16 protein-coding genes, 4 tRNA genes and 1 pseudogene are annotated in these 15,340 nt (G+C 59.4%); 15 read left to right on the top strand and 6 right to left on the bottom strand.

Features of this window, described 5'->3' with window-relative positions; translation table 11 throughout:
• Positions 1–146 precede the first annotated feature (146 nt).
• The 7 genes and pseudogenes from F0169_RS03160 to F0169_RS03130 all read left to right on the top strand — a co-directional run bounded on the left by F0169_RS03160 (position 147) and on the right by F0169_RS03130 (position 4,858).
• Positions 147–704: a CvpA family protein gene (locus tag F0169_RS03160; protein WP_003192538.1), complete on the top strand. Its 558-nt coding sequence runs from the start codon at positions 147–149 to the stop codon at positions 702–704.
• A 41-nt stretch (positions 705–745) separates the two neighbouring features.
• Positions 746–2,251: an amidophosphoribosyltransferase gene (gene purF, locus F0169_RS03155; RefSeq protein WP_058412139.1), complete on the top strand. Its 1,506-nt coding sequence runs from the start codon at positions 746–748 to the stop codon at positions 2,249–2,251.
• A gap of 63 nt (positions 2,252–2,314) precedes the next feature.
• A complete protein-coding gene (locus F0169_RS03150; RefSeq protein ID WP_058412138.1) occupies positions 2,315–3,526 on the top strand; it encodes an O-succinylhomoserine sulfhydrylase in 1,212 nt (403 codons plus the stop codon).
• Positions 3,527–3,537: 11 nt separating this feature from the next.
• Positions 3,538–4,301, top strand: a pseudogene (locus F0169_RS03145) (SDR family oxidoreductase).
• A gap of 168 nt (positions 4,302–4,469) precedes the next feature.
• Positions 4,470–4,545 (top strand) — tRNA-Val (locus F0169_RS03140).
• 56 nt (positions 4,546–4,601) lie between these two features.
• Positions 4,602–4,678 (top strand) — tRNA-Asp (locus tag F0169_RS03135).
• Between the two features lie 103 nt (positions 4,679–4,781).
• Positions 4,782–4,858, top strand: a tRNA-Asp gene (locus F0169_RS03130).
• A gap of 220 nt (positions 4,859–5,078) precedes the next feature.
• On the opposite strand, the gene F0169_RS03125 is transcribed toward F0169_RS03130, so the two are convergent.
• Positions 5,079–6,362 (bottom strand): NAD(P)/FAD-dependent oxidoreductase, encoded by a 1,284-nt coding sequence (locus F0169_RS03125; protein ID WP_152745475.1) that lies wholly within the window; start codon positions 6,360–6,362, stop codon positions 5,079–5,081.
• A 184-nt stretch (positions 6,363–6,546) separates the two neighbouring features.
• Between F0169_RS03125 and F0169_RS03120 the strand changes: the two genes are divergently transcribed.
• The 6 genes from F0169_RS03120 to pcp all read left to right on the top strand — a co-directional run bounded on the left by F0169_RS03120 (position 6,547) and on the right by pcp (position 10,683).
• Positions 6,547–6,623, top strand: a tRNA-Val gene (locus tag F0169_RS03120).
• A gap of 158 nt (positions 6,624–6,781) precedes the next feature.
• The gene (locus F0169_RS03115) at positions 6,782–7,219 is read left to right on the top strand and encodes a hypothetical protein (RefSeq protein ID WP_152745472.1); all 438 of its coding nucleotides are present in this window, start codon (positions 6,782–6,784) and stop codon (positions 7,217–7,219) included.
• Between the two features lie 487 nt (positions 7,220–7,706).
• Positions 7,707–8,132, top strand: a complete 426-nt coding sequence (locus tag F0169_RS03105; RefSeq protein WP_152745468.1) for a GNAT family N-acetyltransferase — start codon at positions 7,707–7,709, stop codon at positions 8,130–8,132.
• A 241-nt stretch (positions 8,133–8,373) separates the two neighbouring features.
• Positions 8,374–9,087, top strand: a complete 714-nt coding sequence (locus tag F0169_RS03100; RefSeq protein ID WP_122250437.1) for a DUF969 domain-containing protein — start codon at positions 8,374–8,376, stop codon at positions 9,085–9,087.
• On the top strand, positions 9,084–10,034 hold the full coding sequence (locus F0169_RS03095; RefSeq protein ID WP_152745466.1) for a DUF979 domain-containing protein: 951 nt from the start codon (positions 9,084–9,086) through the stop codon (positions 10,032–10,034). Before F0169_RS03100 ends, F0169_RS03095 begins: the two co-directional genes overlap by 4 nt.
• Positions 10,035–10,041: 7 nt before the next feature.
• Positions 10,042–10,683, top strand: a complete 642-nt coding sequence (gene pcp / locus F0169_RS03090; RefSeq protein WP_058412132.1) for a pyroglutamyl-peptidase I — start codon at positions 10,042–10,044, stop codon at positions 10,681–10,683.
• A 15-nt stretch (positions 10,684–10,698) separates the two neighbouring features.
• Here the strand turns inward: pcp and F0169_RS03085 are convergent, their stop codons facing one another.
• From F0169_RS03085 to F0169_RS03075, 3 genes are all read right to left on the bottom strand, one after another.
• Entirely contained in the window at positions 10,699–10,944 is a 246-nt protein-coding gene (locus F0169_RS03085; protein ID WP_058412131.1) for a hypothetical protein, read from the bottom strand.
• Between the two features lie 212 nt (positions 10,945–11,156).
• Positions 11,157–12,557, bottom strand: coding sequence for a heavy metal sensor histidine kinase (locus F0169_RS03080; RefSeq protein ID WP_152745464.1), 1,401 nt, complete (start codon positions 12,555–12,557; stop codon positions 11,157–11,159).
• Positions 12,554–13,225 (bottom strand): heavy metal response regulator transcription factor, encoded by a 672-nt coding sequence (locus tag F0169_RS03075; RefSeq protein ID WP_058412129.1) that lies wholly within the window; start codon positions 13,223–13,225, stop codon positions 12,554–12,556. Before F0169_RS03075 ends, F0169_RS03080 begins: the two co-directional genes overlap by 4 nt.
• A 163-nt stretch (positions 13,226–13,388) precedes the next feature.
• Here F0169_RS03075 and F0169_RS03070 point away from each other — a divergent pair, with 163 nt between their 5' ends.
• Positions 13,389–14,063: an HAD-IA family hydrolase gene (locus F0169_RS03070; RefSeq protein ID WP_172979312.1), complete on the top strand. Its 675-nt coding sequence runs from the start codon at positions 13,389–13,391 to the stop codon at positions 14,061–14,063.
• Here the strand turns inward: F0169_RS03070 and F0169_RS03065 are convergent.
• Together F0169_RS03065 and csrA are read right to left on the bottom strand one after the other, a co-directional pair.
• The gene (locus F0169_RS03065) at positions 14,055–14,318 is read right to left on the bottom strand and encodes a hypothetical protein (protein ID WP_058412127.1); all 264 of its coding nucleotides are present in this window, start codon (positions 14,316–14,318) and stop codon (positions 14,055–14,057) included. The two genes, F0169_RS03070 and F0169_RS03065, sit on opposite strands and share 9 nt — an antisense overlap.
• Before the next feature lie 199 nt (positions 14,319–14,517).
• Complete coding sequence (csrA, locus tag F0169_RS03060; protein ID WP_003192511.1) at positions 14,518–14,712, bottom strand: carbon storage regulator CsrA; 195 nt, start codon at positions 14,710–14,712, stop codon at positions 14,518–14,520.
• Between the two features lie 247 nt (positions 14,713–14,959).
• Here csrA and F0169_RS03055 point away from each other — a divergent pair, with 247 nt between their 5' ends.
• Entirely contained in the window at positions 14,960–15,340 is a 381-nt protein-coding gene (locus tag F0169_RS03055; RefSeq protein ID WP_082649002.1) for a penicillin-binding protein activator LpoB, read from the top strand.

Here is a 15,340-nt window from a genome sequence, read left to right as displayed (position 1 = left end):
TCGCTGACAGGCCGCTATCGGGAGCAAGCCCCCTCCCACATTAACGTGCTACAACCGATTGATTTGCAAAGCACCCACAAACACAGCTTACCGACAGCCCGACGCTCTGCTAAAATGCGCCGCCTTATCCGACCGTAGGCTGCACTGTGCCATTTACCTGGGTTGATTGGGCGATCGTTGCAATTGTCGCCATCTCCGCTTTGATCAGTCTAAGCCGCGGCTTCGTAAAAGAAGCACTGTCGTTGCTGACCTGGATCATCGCAGGGGTCGTCGCCTGGATGTTTGGGGGTTCACTCTCGGTTTACCTGGCCGGGTACATCGAAACACCTTCGGCTCGCGTTATCGCAGGCTGCGCCATCATGTTCATTGCCACGCTGCTGGTGGGCGCAATGGTCAATTATCTTATTGGCGAGTTGATACGTGTCACCGGCCTCTCCGGGACCGATCGATTTCTTGGCATGGCCTTCGGCGCCGCACGCGGTGCGTTGCTGGTGGTCGTGGCGGTCGGGCTGTTGAGCCTGGGGCCGGTACAGCAGGATTCGTGGTGGCAAGAGTCGGTACTCGTGCCAAAATTTCTATTGGTTGCCGACTGGTCCAAAAACCTCATTTTGGGGTGGAGCAGTCAGTGGCTGGCCAGCGGAATCAGCGTACCCGCTGATCTTCCGTTCAAGGAACACCTCTTGCCGGCCAAAACGCCTCAGTAAGTCGTGTTCAGTCAAGATTCATTAAGTAGGGGTTGCGTCGCATGTGTGGCATCGTCGGTATCGTCGGTAAGTCGAACGTGAATCAGGCGCTGTATGACGCGCTAACCGTCCTCCAGCACCGCGGCCAGGACGCTGCCGGTATTGTGACCAGCCATGATGGCCGGTTATTCCTGCGCAAGGACAATGGTCTGGTGCGTGACGTGTTCCATCAGCGTCACATGCAGCGCCTGGTCGGGCACATGGGCATTGGCCATGTACGTTACCCGACTGCCGGTAGCTCGACCTCGGCCGAAGCTCAACCGTTTTACGTCAACTCGCCTTACGGCATTACCCTGGCGCACAACGGTAACCTGACCAACGTTGAACAGCTGGCCAAGGAGATTTACGAATCCGACCTGCGCCACGTCAACACCAATTCCGATTCGGAAGTGCTGCTCAACGTGTTCGCTCACGAGCTGGCCCAGCGCGGCAAGCTGCAGCCGACCGAAGAAGATGTGTTCGCTGCCGTGACTGACGTGCACAACCGTTGCGTCGGTGGCTACGCGGTCGTGGCCATGATCACCGGTTATGGCATCGTCGGTTTCCGCGACCCGCATGGCATTCGCCCGATCGTGTTCGGCCAGCGTCACACCGACGAGGGCGTCGAGTACATGATTGCCTCCGAAAGCGTGTCGTTGGACGTGCTGGGCTTCACCCTTATTCGCGACCTGGCGCCAGGCGAAGCGGTCTACATCACTGAAGACGGCAAGCTGCACACGCGTCAATGCGCGGTTGCCCCGAAGCTCACCCCGTGCATCTTCGAACACGTCTACCTGGCGCGTCCGGATTCGATCATCGACGGCGTTTCGGTGTACAAGGCGCGTCTGCGCATGGGTGAGAAGCTCGCTGACAAGATCCTGCGCGAGCGCCCTGAGCATGATATCGACGTGGTCATTCCGATTCCGGACACCAGCCGTACCGCTGCGCTGGAACTGGCCAACCACTTGGGTGTGAAGTTTCGCGAAGGTTTCGTCAAGAACCGCTACATCGGCCGCACCTTTATCATGCCGGGCCAGGCGGCCCGCAAGAAGTCGGTACGCCAGAAGCTGAATGCCATCGAGCTGGAATTTCGCGGCAAGAACGTAATGCTGGTGGATGACTCCATCGTGCGCGGCACTACGTGCAAGCAGATCATTCAGATGGCCCGCGAAGCCGGTGCGAAGAACGTGTACTTCTGCTCCGCTGCGCCTGCCGTGCGGTACCCGAACGTGTACGGTATCGACATGCCGAGCGCCCACGAACTGATCGCCCACAACCGTTCGACCCAGGATGTGGCTGACCTGATCGGCGCCGACTGGCTGATCTATCAGGACCTGCCGGACCTGATCGAAGCGGTTGGCGGTGGCAAGATCAAGATCGAGCAGTTCGACTGTGCGGTATTCGACGGCAAGTACGTGACCGGTGACGTTGACGATGCCTACCTGAACAAGATCGAGCAGGCGCGCAACGACTCGTCGAAGATCAAGACCCAGGCGGTCAGCGCGATCATCGATCTGTACAACAACTGAGTAAACACCGGCCCTGAGGGGCGTTTTGTATCTTAAATAAAGCATTGAGTAAGGAGTCGCAGCATGAGTCAGGAATGGGATGCCGGTCGGTTGGACAGCGACCTCGATGGCGTAGCGTTCGATACCCTGGCCGTGCGCGCCGGGCAGCACCGTACCCCGGAAGGTGAGCACGGTGACCCGATGTTTTTCACCTCAAGCTATGTGTTCCGCACTGCCGCCGACGCCGCCGCGCGCTTTGCCGGTGAAGTGCCGGGCAACGTTTATTCGCGCTACACCAACCCGACCGTGCGCGCGTTCGAAGAGCGTATTGCGGCCCTGGAAGGTGCTGAGCAAGCGGTGGCCACGGCGACCGGCATGGCCGCCATCCTGGCCGTGGTGATGAGCCTGTGCAGCGCCGGCGACCACGTGCTGGTGTCGCGCAGCGTGTTCGGTTCGACCATCAGCCTGTTTGAGAAGTACTTCAAGCGCTTCGGTATCGAAGTCGACTACGTGCCCCTGGCGGACCTCTCCGGTTGGGATGCAGCGATCAAGGCCAACACCAAATTGTTGTTTGTCGAGTCGCCGTCCAACCCGCTGGCCGAGTTGGTGGACATCGCTGCGCTGGCCGGCGTGGCGCACGCCAAGGGCGCCATGTTGATCGTCGACAACTGCTTCTGCACGCCTGCGTTGCAGCAGCCGTTGAAGCTGGGCGCGGACATTGTGGTGCACTCGGCTACCAAGTTCATCGACGGCCAGGGCCGTTGCATGGGCGGGGTGGTTGCCGGGCGCAGCGAGCAGATGAAAGAAGTCGTGGGTTTCCTGCGCACCGCCGGGCCGACCCTGAGCCCGTTCAATGCATGGATCTTCCTCAAGGGCCTGGAGACACTCAGCCTGCGGATGAAGGCCCACTGCGCGAATGCCCAAACCCTGGCCGAATGGCTGGAGCAGCAGGACGGCATCGAGAAGGTGCATTACGCCGGCCTCAAGAGCCACCCGCAGCACGCGTTGGCTCAGCGCCAACAGCGCGGTTTCGGCGCCGTGGTGAGCTTCGAAGTGAAGGGCGGCAAAGAGGGCGCCTGGCGCTTTATCGATGCAACGCGGCTGATTTCCATCACTGCCAACCTGGGTGACAGCAAAACCACGATCACCCACCCGGCCACTACGTCCCACGGTCGCTTGGCACCGCAGGAGCGCGAAGCTGCCGGTATCCGTGACAGCCTGATCCGCGTTGCGGTGGGGCTTGAAGATGTGGCCGACTTGCAGGCTGACCTGGCCCGCGGGCTGGCGGCCTTGTGATCGAGTGGTCCATGGACGCTGCGCCCGCCGGTAACGGGCGCGTCGCGCTGGTCACCGGTGCCGCGCGCGGCATAGGCCTGGGGATTGCCGCGTGGCTGATCAGCGAAGGCTGGCAGGTGGTGTTGACCGACCTGGACCGCGAGCGCGGTTCCAAGGTGTCCAAGGTGCTGGGCGACAACGCCTGGTTTATCAGCATGGACGTGGCTGACGAGAAGCAAGTCGCGCAGGGCGTTGCCGAGGTGCTGGGGCAGTTCGGGCGCCTGGACGCGTTGGTGTGCAACGCGCAGTCGCTGACCCGCACAACATCACCCTGGAAAGCCTCGACCTGGCTCACTGGAATCGCGTGCTGGCGGTGAACCTCAGTGGGCCGATGTTACTGGCCAAGCACTGTGCGCCTTACCTGCGCGCCCACGGCGGTGCAATCGTCAACCTGGCGTCGACCCGGGCGCGTCAGTCAGAGCCGAACACCGAAGCCTATGCGGCGAGCAAGGGTGGCCTGCTGGCGCTGACACACGCGTTGGCCATCAGCCTGGGGCCGGAGGTGCGGGTCAATGCCGTCAGCCCTGGCTGGATCGATGCGCGTGACCCTGCGGCACGCCGTGCAGAGCCTCTGACCGACGCCGATCATGCGCAGCATCCGGCGGGCAGGGTGGGGGCGGTTGAAGATGTGGCGGCGATGGTGGCGTGGTTGCTGTCGCGCCAGGCGGGTTTTGTCACCGGGCAAGAGTTTGTCGTGGATGGCGGCATGAGCAAGAAGATGATTTACGAGCAGTGAGAGGCAGCTTCAAGCTTCAAGCTATAAGCTACAAGTGAAGGCGGATGGTGGTGGCTTTTCACTTGCGGCTTGGCGCTTGTAGCTTGTGGCTGTTTTTGAAAAAAACTCAATCCTGCTATTGACTTAGGTTCGCTACCTGCGTAAATTTCGCGGCCTCAACGAAGCAAAGGGTGATTAGCTCAGCTGGGAGAGCATCTGCCTTACAAGCAGAGGGTCGGCGGTTCGATCCCGTCATCACCCACCACTTCTTGAGAGTTTTGCCTTGGGGCAAGACGCAACGTTTAAAGGTTGCACCGACGCGCAGCGGTAGTTCAGTCGGTTAGAATACCGGCCTGTCACGCCGGGGGTCGCGGGTTCGAGTCCCGTCCGCTGCGCCATATTTTCCAGGTACGACGTGTCGGGCTTGAGATTGAACAGCCAAGGCTGATCGGTCAGATGTTTAAAGACGGTTGGGTTTAGGCTCCGCCGGTCAAGCGATACGCAGCGGTAGTTCAGTCGGTTAGAATACCGGCCTGTCACGCCGGGGGTCGCGGGTTCGAGTCCCGTCCGCTGCGCCATATCTGCCTCAAGGCCCACTGAACGCCTTGAAGCACAAAGAAAGCCCTGGGCTTCTTTGAACCGATAGCAAACAACCCTGGTCGAGAGACCGGGGTTTTTTGTGTCTGCAATTTGGCTTTATGTGGGAGCGGGCTTGCTCGCGAATGCGGTGGTTCAGTGAAAAGTGCTCTCGCTGACACACCGCATTCGCGAGCAAGCCCGCCACACAGTTGTATTGCCTCAGAACCCCAGCTTATCCCGCAGCCCGTAATACCAGGCGCCCAACGCCGCAAACGGCGTGCGTAATAGTTGCCCGCCCGGGAACGGATAATGCGGCAAGTCGGCAAACGCATCAAAACGCTCTGCCTGGCCTCGAAGGGCTTCCGCCAATACCTTGCCTGCCAGGTGCGTGTACGTCACGCCATGGCCGCTGCAACCTTGGGAATAATAGATGTTGTCGCCCAGGCGACCTACCTGTGGCAGGCGCGAAAGGGTCAGCAGGAAATTGCCGGTCCAGGCGTAATCGATTTTCACATCTTTGAGCTGCGGGAAGGCCTTGAGCATTTTAGGGCGGATGATCGCCTCGATATTGGCCGGGTCGCGCGCGCCATACACCACGCCGCCGCCGAAGATCAGGCGCTTGTCGCGGGTGAGGCGGTAGTAGTCCAGCAGGTAGTTGCAGTCTTCCACGCAGTAATCTTGCGGCAGTAATGTCTTGGCCAGTTCATCGCCAAGCGGCGCGGTGGTGATGACCTGAGTGCCGCACGGCATCGATTTGGCTGCCAGCTCCGGCACCAGGTTGCCGAGGTAGGCATTGCCTGCAACGATGATGAACTTGGCCCTGACCTTGCCCTCAGCGGTGTGTACCACGGGGTTGGGGCCGCGCTCGATACGCACCGCCGCCGACTGCTCGTAGATCGTGCCGCCAAGGGATTCCACCGCAGCCGCTTCACCCAGCGCCAAGTTGAGTGGGTGAATATGGCCGCCACTCATGTCCAGCAGGCCGCCTACATAGTTTTCACAGCCCACGACTTCGCGGATTCGACGCTGATCCAGCAACTCCAGTTGCGTATGGCCATAGCGCTCCCACAGGCGCTGCTGCGATTCCAGGTGGCCCATGTGCTTGCTGTTAAGCGCAGCGAACACACCGCCGTCTTTCAAGTCGCACTGGATCTGGTACTTGGCCACGCGCTCGCGAATAATCCTGCTGCCTTCGAACGCCATTTGCCCGAGCAACTGCGCCTGCTTGGGGCCGACGCTGCGCTCTATCACATCAATGTCGCGGCTGTAGCTGTTGACGATCTGCCCGCCATTGCGGCCCGACGCACCAAACCCGACTTTGGCGGCCTCCAGCACGGTGACGCGAAAACCGTTTTCCAGCAGAAACAGTGCGCTGGAGAGGCCGGTATAGCCGGCACCGATCACACAGACATCAGTGTCGACTTCACCTTGCAGCGCCGGTCGGGGCGGAACCGCGTTCGCGGACGCTGCATAATACGACTGGGGGTACGCGGTGTTCGCCATCCTGGAACCTCTGTTTTATATTTTTTACGAGTGCTCCGATCCTACCTGAGTTGAAAATTGCCTGCCAGCCAAGCGAAAACTACGCGAGCACTCTGCGCAAATAAATAATTCGCATATTCATAGGGTTAGCTGCAAAAAAGATGTTGACAGCCCTGCGCAATTCCGTAGAATGCCGCCTCACAGCAGGCACGTAGCTCAGTTGGTTAGAGCACCACCTTGACATGGTGGGGGTCGTTGGTTCGAGTCCAATCGCGCCTACCAAACAAAATCCGCTCTGCTGGGCGGTCTGGAAGGGCTCACCGAAAGGTGAGCCCTTTTTTGTTGTCTTGAATTATTCATTAATAAAAGTACACAGACGCCTAAAGTAATCGAATCAATGGCCGATGCCTCCTTTACCCCTTATTCATCGGACATCTGACATGCTTATCAATGTTAGCAATTCCACTGCCGTACCCAGCACTAAGGCCACTGCTGTAGCGGCTGATGCCACTGCAACTGAAAGCAAAAGTGCCATCAGCGCCTCTGCGGTCAATCCGAACGCTGACGCTAAAGCGGCTGGCGGGGCAGGTGACAGTGGTGGTTCGACGTCATCGAGCGCGAAGGAATCGGATAACGTCAAGCAGTTGAAAAAGCAGATCGCGCTGTTGCAAAAGCAGCTTGAACAGCAGCAGCAAGCCTTGCAAAAAGCCCAATCGAGCAACCAGAGCGCAGACGCCAAGGCTGCGGCTGTTGCGGCAGCTCAAGCGCAAGTGATGTCGACGTCGGCTGCATTGCAAACGACCACGTCGGCGCTGTTGCAAGCGGTTACCGAGGAAGGTAACAGCTCGTCCGGTTCACTCGTCAGCACCACGGCTTGAAATAGGCCCAACACATGGTTGGAGTGTGTAGGTGTGGCGCCTGAAATTCGGGCAAGTGTCAGCCTTGGCAATCAAGGCTGACATTCAGGGCGCAGGCGTTACTGATGAGTCAGCAGAACAGTGAAGCCACCGATAAAAAGCAGATGATCTGAACCACCCTCTGGCAGCGTATTTCACCGTTCGTTGTCGTCATACCCATTTGTCCGGGGTACATGGCGGCTAACCTCTTCGTCGGCACGGGTGCCGTGAGCGATGCGCAAAGCGCGCAACGACTGCCTGCAGTGTAGGCGCTCAACAGGATTCTTCACGGTCGAGCCGGCTGGGGCGATTGAGCACACTTTCTCCTGCGCCCCAAGCAGCGCGACCCGCGCGAACGCTGTCCTAAAACGCCCAGCGCAGTGAACGCTTTCATCACGTTGAGCGCTGCTTTAGCCGCAGTGGCCAAGGCATACTGACGGGCGACGGAACTCAACCGAGGGAGCAGGCGATGGAATTAGCAATTGAGGTGTCGTTCGACGTGACGGCGCAGGAGCGTGAGGCCATCCTTAAACCGTTGAGGGCGTATAACCTCAGCCATACGGGTGACATGGCGTTTGAAACGGTCGGGATTTTACTGCGCGATCCAGGCACTCAGGAGGTTGTCGGTGGCCTCTACGGAAAAATTTCCTACGGGTGGCTGTTCGTTGAACTCTTGAGCATTCCGGACTTGATGCGCACCCAAGGTACCGGCACACGGTTGATGCGTGCCGCTGAAGACTTGGCGCGCGAAAAGGGCTGCCAGGGGATCTGGCTGGACACCTTCAGCTTCCAGGCGCCGGGTTTTTATCGAAAGCTGGGGTTCAGTGAGTTTGGTCATATCGACGATTACCCGCCGGGGCACCAGCGGCACTTTTTCCAGAAACGCCTGGGTTAAATCCTCGTACAGCGCCGGATCAGCCGGCGCCCATCACCGACAAAGTTTATTGGTTTGCAGCAACAATTTTTCTTGTTGGACACCTCCCGCCCCCAAGCAGCAAAGTTGCCGCCACTGACGCTCGACCTTTAAGGTCAACAATAAAAACCGCGCCGGGCTGCACGTCACTTTCATGCTGTGGGCCGTTTGTTCACATCCTGCTGTAATGGCGCCGCAGCGCGCATTCAAGGACCTCATCGTCATGCAAACTGTTGTGAACCTATGGCCGTTGATCGGCGTACTTGTCATCGTGGTTGGCTTCGTCTTGCGCTTCAATCCGCTGCTGGTGGTCACCGCTGCCGCCATCGCCACCGGTTTGGCCGCAAACTTTCCGTTGGAAAAAATTCTCGCCAGCATGGGCGATGGTTTCCTCCAGACCCGCGCCCTGCAACTGATCCTGTTATTGCCCTTGGCGGTCATCGGCCTGCTGGAGCGCCATGGCTTGCGCTTGCATGCGCAGAACTGGATCGCGCGTTTCGAGCGTGCCACGGTCGGGCGCTTGTTGATCATGTACTTGTTTGTACGCGAGTCCACCGCGGCCATGGGCCTGACCAGCCTGGGCGGGCACCCGCAGATGGTGCGGCCGCTACTGGCGCCGATGGCCGAGGGTGCGGCGGAAAAACGCTACGGCAAGCTGCCGGACAAACTGCGTCACAAGGTATTAGCCATGTGTGCGGCGACCGACAATGTGGGGCTGTTTTTCGGCGAGGACATCTTTGTCGCCTTTGGCGCGATTGCGCTGATGCACACCTTCCTGCTCGGCTCGGGCATTGATGTGGAACCGCTGCATATTGCGGTGTGGGGCATCCCTACGGCCATCTGCGCGTTTATCATCCATGCCATTCGCTTGCATCGATTTGATCGAAAGCTAACCCGCGATATGACAGCCGCCGCCCAAGTGGAGGCTGCGCAATGATCATCTCGATTCAATACCTTTACTGGCTGGCCGGTGTGCTGTTGTTGATCACCGCCGGCATGATCCTGTTTGACCGAAGCCATCCCAAACGCTGGTCCAGCGCCTTGTTCTGGTTGTTGTTTGCTATCCCGTTCCTGATTGGAGAACGCCTGCCGTCGGTGGTTATCGGTGCGGGCGTGGTGGTGATGGCGCTGATTGCAGGCTTGGGTGGCGTTGGCCGTGGCAAGCATGCCGAGTTGCATGACAAGGAGTCGCGCGCTAGCGCCGGCCGTTTGGGGCATAAGTTATTTATACCGGCGCTGGCGATTCCGCTGACTACCGTGATCGGTTCGGTGCTGCTCAAGCACACCGAAATTGGCGGCGTGCCGCTGCTGGACCCGAAAAACACCACCTTCGTCTCCCTCGGCATTGGCTGCCTGATCGCACTCGGCCTGGCCTGTTGGCTGACCCGTGATACGCCGGTGCAAGCCTTGCGCGAATCGCGACGCCTGACCGAAGCGCTGGGCTGGGCCATGGTGTTGCCGCAGATGCTGGCAATGCTCGGGCTGTTGTTCAATGAAGCCGGGGTGGGCACGGCGGTTGCCCATGTGGTCACCACCTACATCAACCTGGATTTCAAGTGGGTGGCAGTGGTGGTCTATGTGCTGGGCATGGCGCTGTTTACGGTAATCATGGGCAACGGCTTCGCCGCGTTCCCGGTCATGACCGGCGGTGTCGGCGTGCCGGTGCTGGTCGGCATCTACGGCGCTAACCCGGCCGTGATGGCGGCGATCGGTATGTTCTCTGGTTATTGCGGCACGCTGATGACGCCCATGGCCGCCAACTTCAATATCGTCCCCGCCGCGTTGCTGGAGTTGCCGGACAAACACGCGGTGATCAAGGCTCAGTTTCCGACCGCGCTGATGATGCTGGCGGTCAATATTGTGCTGCTCTACGTGTTGATGTGAGGCTGAGATGCAAACTGTGCTGCTGACGGGCTTTGAGCCCTTTGACCACGACGTCATAAACCCCTCTTGGGAAGCCGTACGCCGTTTGGAGGGCGTGCAGTTGGGCGAGGGCGTGCAGATTGTTGCGCGTCGGCTGCCCTGTACGTTCGCCACGGCGGGGGAATGCCTTACCCGACTGATCGCCGAGCTGAACCCGGCGATGGTGATCGCCACAGGCCTTGCGCCCGGGCGCGGGGATATTTCGATTGAGCGGGTGGCGATCAACGTGAACGATGCACGCATCCCCGACAACCTTGGGGAGCAACCTATTGATAAACCGGTGGTGGCCGATGGCCCGGCGGCTTACTTCACCACGCTGCCGATCAAGGCGATGGTCAAGGCTGTGCGCGAGGCCGGTATAGCGGCTGCGGTCTCGCAGACAGCGGGTACGTTTGTGTGTAATCAGGTGTTTTACCTGTTGCAGCATGCGCTTGCGGGCACACCTGTTCGCAGTGGCTTTATTCACGTACCCAACCTGCCGGAGCAGGTGGCTGATACGCGGCAAGCGTCGATGCCGCTGGAAACGCTGGTTGAGGGCCTGCGCGTGGCAGTGCTCGCAGCATGGGTAACCAAGGTGGATGTGGTGCAAAGCGGCGGGCAGGTCAGCTGACCTGCCCGGGCTGCCTTAGCCACTCATCAGCCGGGTCAGGCCGAACGTTATGGCGCACACCAGGCCTGTCATCGCGAACGCCGTTGCTACGTACCATTTGATCAGGTTCAGCTCTGTGGTCGCCAGGTCTGCCCGGGTGGCGAAGTGCTTTTCAATGGTGGTGGAATGCCGTTCAATCGAGTCTGCTCTGCTCGAAACGACAAATAGCTTCTCTTTCATATCAGCCAGCCCCTTTTCCAGTAAACCCAAGCGTCTTTCCATACCAGAACCTCCGTCATTACCGCCACCGGCTCTGCCTTGAGCCGGGATGTTCACTGTGCTCGCTGCGCCGAATCGATACTGTCTTCTCTCCAAAGCATGACACCCGTTTCAAACAATGTGAGTGAATGATGAGGGGCAGAGTAGCGTTAGTCTGGCCTAGCCGTGACGTACAAACGTTTGCAAAATAACTCCAAGGCTCCGGCTTGCGATGCTCAGTGTTCCGCCCGGGGAAAGAACAGCTCAAAACAGGTCACACCCGCCATGCTGCTCACGCTGCAGCGCCCGTCATGCAATTGCATGATGGTCGCGACAATCGACAGCCCCAGCCCATTCGATTGCGCCGAACGTTCGCGCGATTGATCTACCCGGTAAAACCGTTCGAACAACCTGGGCAGATGCTCGGCGGGAATGGTTTCACCCTGGCTGCTCACGCTCAGGTTGATGCCGTCGGCACACGGCACCGCCTGAATCACCAACTGCGAACTCGGCGCAGCGTATTTGATGGCGTTGGCGCACAGGTTGGCCAGTGCCCGGCGCAGCAGCATCGGTTCTGCCCAGATCACGCCGTCACCCTGTGCGATAATGCGCATATCCACATCACTGGCCAGCCCTTCGAAGTAGTCTGCGATGCGCGCCACTTCATCCGCCGCACTCAGCTGTTGGCGTTGGCGCAGGGCGCTGGCCGGGTCGGTGCGGGCGAGGAACAGCATGTTGTCGAGCATCCGTGCCAGGCGTTCGAGTTCTTCGACATTGGAGGCCAGCAATTGCTGATAGCTCTCGATGCTGCGGCTCTGTTGCAACGCTACCTGGGTTTCCCCCAGCAGGTTGTTGATCGGGGTGCGCAGTTCGTGGGCCATGTCGGTGGATACTTGGCCCAGTTGCACAAAGCCCTTGGCCAGCCGCTCAAGCATGGTGTTGAACGACTCGATCAGCGGCAGCAGCTCTTTTGGCGCACCGTGGCTGTCGAGGCGTTCGGCCAGGTTGCCCACGTCGATACCTTGGGCGTGGTTGGCCAGGCGCCTTAAGGGCAGCAGCCCTCTGCGCACTAACAGGTAGCCGACCAGGGCGAGGATGATCGCGGCGAGGCTGGCCAGGATGTAAACACTTAAACGGTAGCTGGCGAGCACGGCGCTACGTTCGGTCATCAGGCGCCCGGTGGTGATGTGCAGGCTGCCGATGTCGCCGGAATCGATGGTGGCGGCCACGGTGGCGAAGGGCACGCCATTGATACCGGGCAAATGCTGCACGTCGGCGAGGCTCAACGTGTGGCCCTTTGGAACCGGCGGCACGGGTGGCAAGTCGATGTTGCCAGGGTTAACCAGCAGCAACGGCTTGTGCCCCGGCGCAGCGATGCTCAACACCGACTCGCGGTTACCCAGCATGTTCTGAAACAGCTCTGGTTTGGTCTTGATCAGGTCCAGGGTATTGCTGTCGTTCAGCAGGTTGCGCAGTTGCTCGACGCGGCCGATCAGCGCGGTGTCATCGCGCAGGATCAGTTCGCGCTCCAGCTCGCGGTACAGCGCAACCCCCAGCGTGGCCAGCAGGGCAAATGCGAGCAGGGCGAAGATCAACGCCAGGCGCAGCGTCAGTGAGTAAGGGCGGCGCGGGTTCATGGCTGGGTGTCGAAGCGGTAGCCGATGCCCCGCACGCTGTGGATCAACTTGAGCTGGAACGGGTCGTCGATTTTCAGGCGCAGGCGCCGCACGGCGACATCGACCACGTTGGTATCACTGTCGAAATTCATGTCCCACACCCGTGAGGCAATCATCGAGCGTGACAGCGCCTGGTCCTGGTGGGTGGCGAACAGGTGCAGCAGGGCGAATTCTTTATTGGTCAGGTTGATGCGCGTACCAGCACGGCTGACGCGGCGCTTGAGTACGTCGATTTGCAGGTCGGCGATCTGCAGTTGCGCCTCGTCACGGCTCGGGCCGCGGCGGGTCAGGGTGCGCAAACGTGCGACCAGTTCAGCGAAGGAAAACGGTTTGATCAAGTAATCATCGGCGCCCAGTTCCAGGCCCTTGATGCGGTCGGCAATATCATCGCGGGCGGTGAGGAACAGCACCGGCGTGTCGGCCTCTTTGCGCAGACGGCGCAGCACTTCCCAACCGTCCATTTTCGGCATCATTACGTCCAGCACAATCACGTCGAAAGGCGTTTCCAGCGCTTGGTGCAGGCCGTCTACCCCGTCACGCGCAAGGCTTACGGAGTAACCCAGCTCCTGCAGGCCGTTGAGCAGGTAATTGCCGGCCTTGGGTTCGTCTTCGACTACGAGGATGTTCATGGGAATTGCCTTGGTTCCATACGTGGCGCAAGTGTAGCCGGATCAAGGGTCATCGCTTGATTACAAACCTGTAATGCAATGGCGCGGGTAGCCGTGCGTAACGTTTACAAGCGGTGGGCTGATCCGTAGATTGCATCCGACCGATTAAAAGGAAAGCCCAGACGTGTCTATTTCAGGTTCAGCCGTATTCAATCAACGTTACCGCGCCTTCCTCTTCGATATGGACGGAACCCTGCTCAACTCGATTGCCGCCGCCGAGCGTGTATGGGGCATCTGGGCTGAACGCCACGGCCTGGATGTGGCGGCGTTCCTGAGCACTATTCACGGCGCGCGTGCGATTGACACCATCACGCGCCAAGCATTACCAGGCGTAGACCCCGAGGTTGAAGCGCAATGGATTACCCAAGCGGAGCTCGACGATGTTGAGGGCGTTGTGGCGATCTCCGGCGCCGTTGAGTTCTTGCGCAGCCTGCCCGGCGATCAATGGGCACTGGTTACGTCGGCACCCAAAGCGTTGGCGCTGCGCCGTCTGCAGGCTGCGGGCATCGCACCGCCTGCCGTGTTGGTAACGGCCGAAGATGTCGCCAATGGCAAACCCGATCCAGCGTGTTACGTGCTGGGTGCCCAGCGTTTGGGCGTGCCGGTAGAGGACTGCCTGGTGTTCGAGGATGCGACGGTGGGTATTCGAGCGGGGGAGGCGGCCGGGGCTGATGTGCTGGTCGTAACCGCCACGCACCTGACGCCTATGGTAACAACGCATGCCGCCATCGATGGGTATGAGCGGTTGCAGGTGCAGCGCGATGCTGACGGCTTGCTCGGTCTGCAACGCTTATCGTGAGGTATGCCGGCGTGAGCGCTGAGCGGCGTGTTGGCACAGTTTGCGCAAGACGACTTTTTGGATCGGCTTGATGCAGAATGCAAAAAGGTAGCCGAACAGAACGAGCGCCAGTTCCAGCGACGAACGTACGCCCGGATCGCCAATGCCTTCAACTTCGAACCCTAGCCCATACTCCAGCGCCAGGAAGGCCAGCCCTATCAGCACGGCTATTTTCCAGGATCTGGAAACAAGTGGCTTAGTTGCAGTAGGCCTCATCGACGTGCTCCTGAATGCACTCGGACGCGGGAGGGTATTCAGGGAATTCGGCTGCGAATGACGCAACAAGTTCCAGGCATCTGGGCAGTTTTCATCTGGCAATGAAGCTGAGGGCGCTGGTGGCGCGAAGGACGCGGGCAGACCGAAAACTCTTCGCCAGCCGTTACAGTGAACGAAAGGGCTGGCTACTGAGGGCGCTTCAAGGCGTCTGGTTTTTGTCCGGCGCAGTCAGCCCAGCCTGGATGCGCTGGTAAATTTCCTCGCGATGCACCGCAACATCTTTGGGCGCGTTGATACCGATTCGTACTTGCTGGCCGCTAACGCCCAGAATGGTGATCGTAATGTCATCACCGATGTTTATGCTTTCACCAACTTTGCGGGTGAGTATAAGCATGGACTTCTCCTTGATTACTTTTAAGGACACATGTTTCAGACAGGGCAGGTGTCAGATGTGTGTAGCTTACTGCTAAGCGCTTCCCTGTGACTGCCTCTTTTAGGACGCATAGAGGCGACATTAATTCCCATGGCGGCATCATACAGGTCTGCGATACATCATTCGCATTGTTTAAGCCAATGTTTATGACGGCCAGAATAGACAGTGAATGATAAAGTTGCCTCTTTATCCTTAAAGGAGCAGGGCTGTGCGTAAAGTAGCGATGGCAATTGCGGTGTTGGCATTGGCCGGCTGCGGTGAAGGTAAACCGGTCGAAGCCCCCAAGGCCAAGCCTTCCGTGATCGAAAGCCAGCCACAGCCCGGCGCGTTGGCCGCCCAGGAATGGGACGTGTGGGTCGGCCCGCCGGACCACAAGCTGCAGGCGCTCACCGACCTGACCGCCTGGTTGCTGGAACACGGTTTTAATTTTTATATCGTCAAAGAGGACGGCAAGGACCAGGTGTTGCTCGGGCCGTTCGCTACGCAGGCTGAAGCCGAAGCCAAGCAGGCACTGTTGACCGAAAAACTGGCGCGCGCCAAGAAAGGCGACACCGTGTCGCAGGTCATCGAACACAAGGCTGCGCAGTAA

Origin of the sequence: Pseudomonas kitaguniensis, assembly GCF_009296165.1 — a bacterium.
Lineage (GTDB): Bacteria > Pseudomonadota > Gammaproteobacteria > Pseudomonadales > Pseudomonadaceae > Aquipseudomonas > Aquipseudomonas kitaguniensis.
This window is presented reverse-complemented; position numbering and strand designations above follow the sequence as displayed.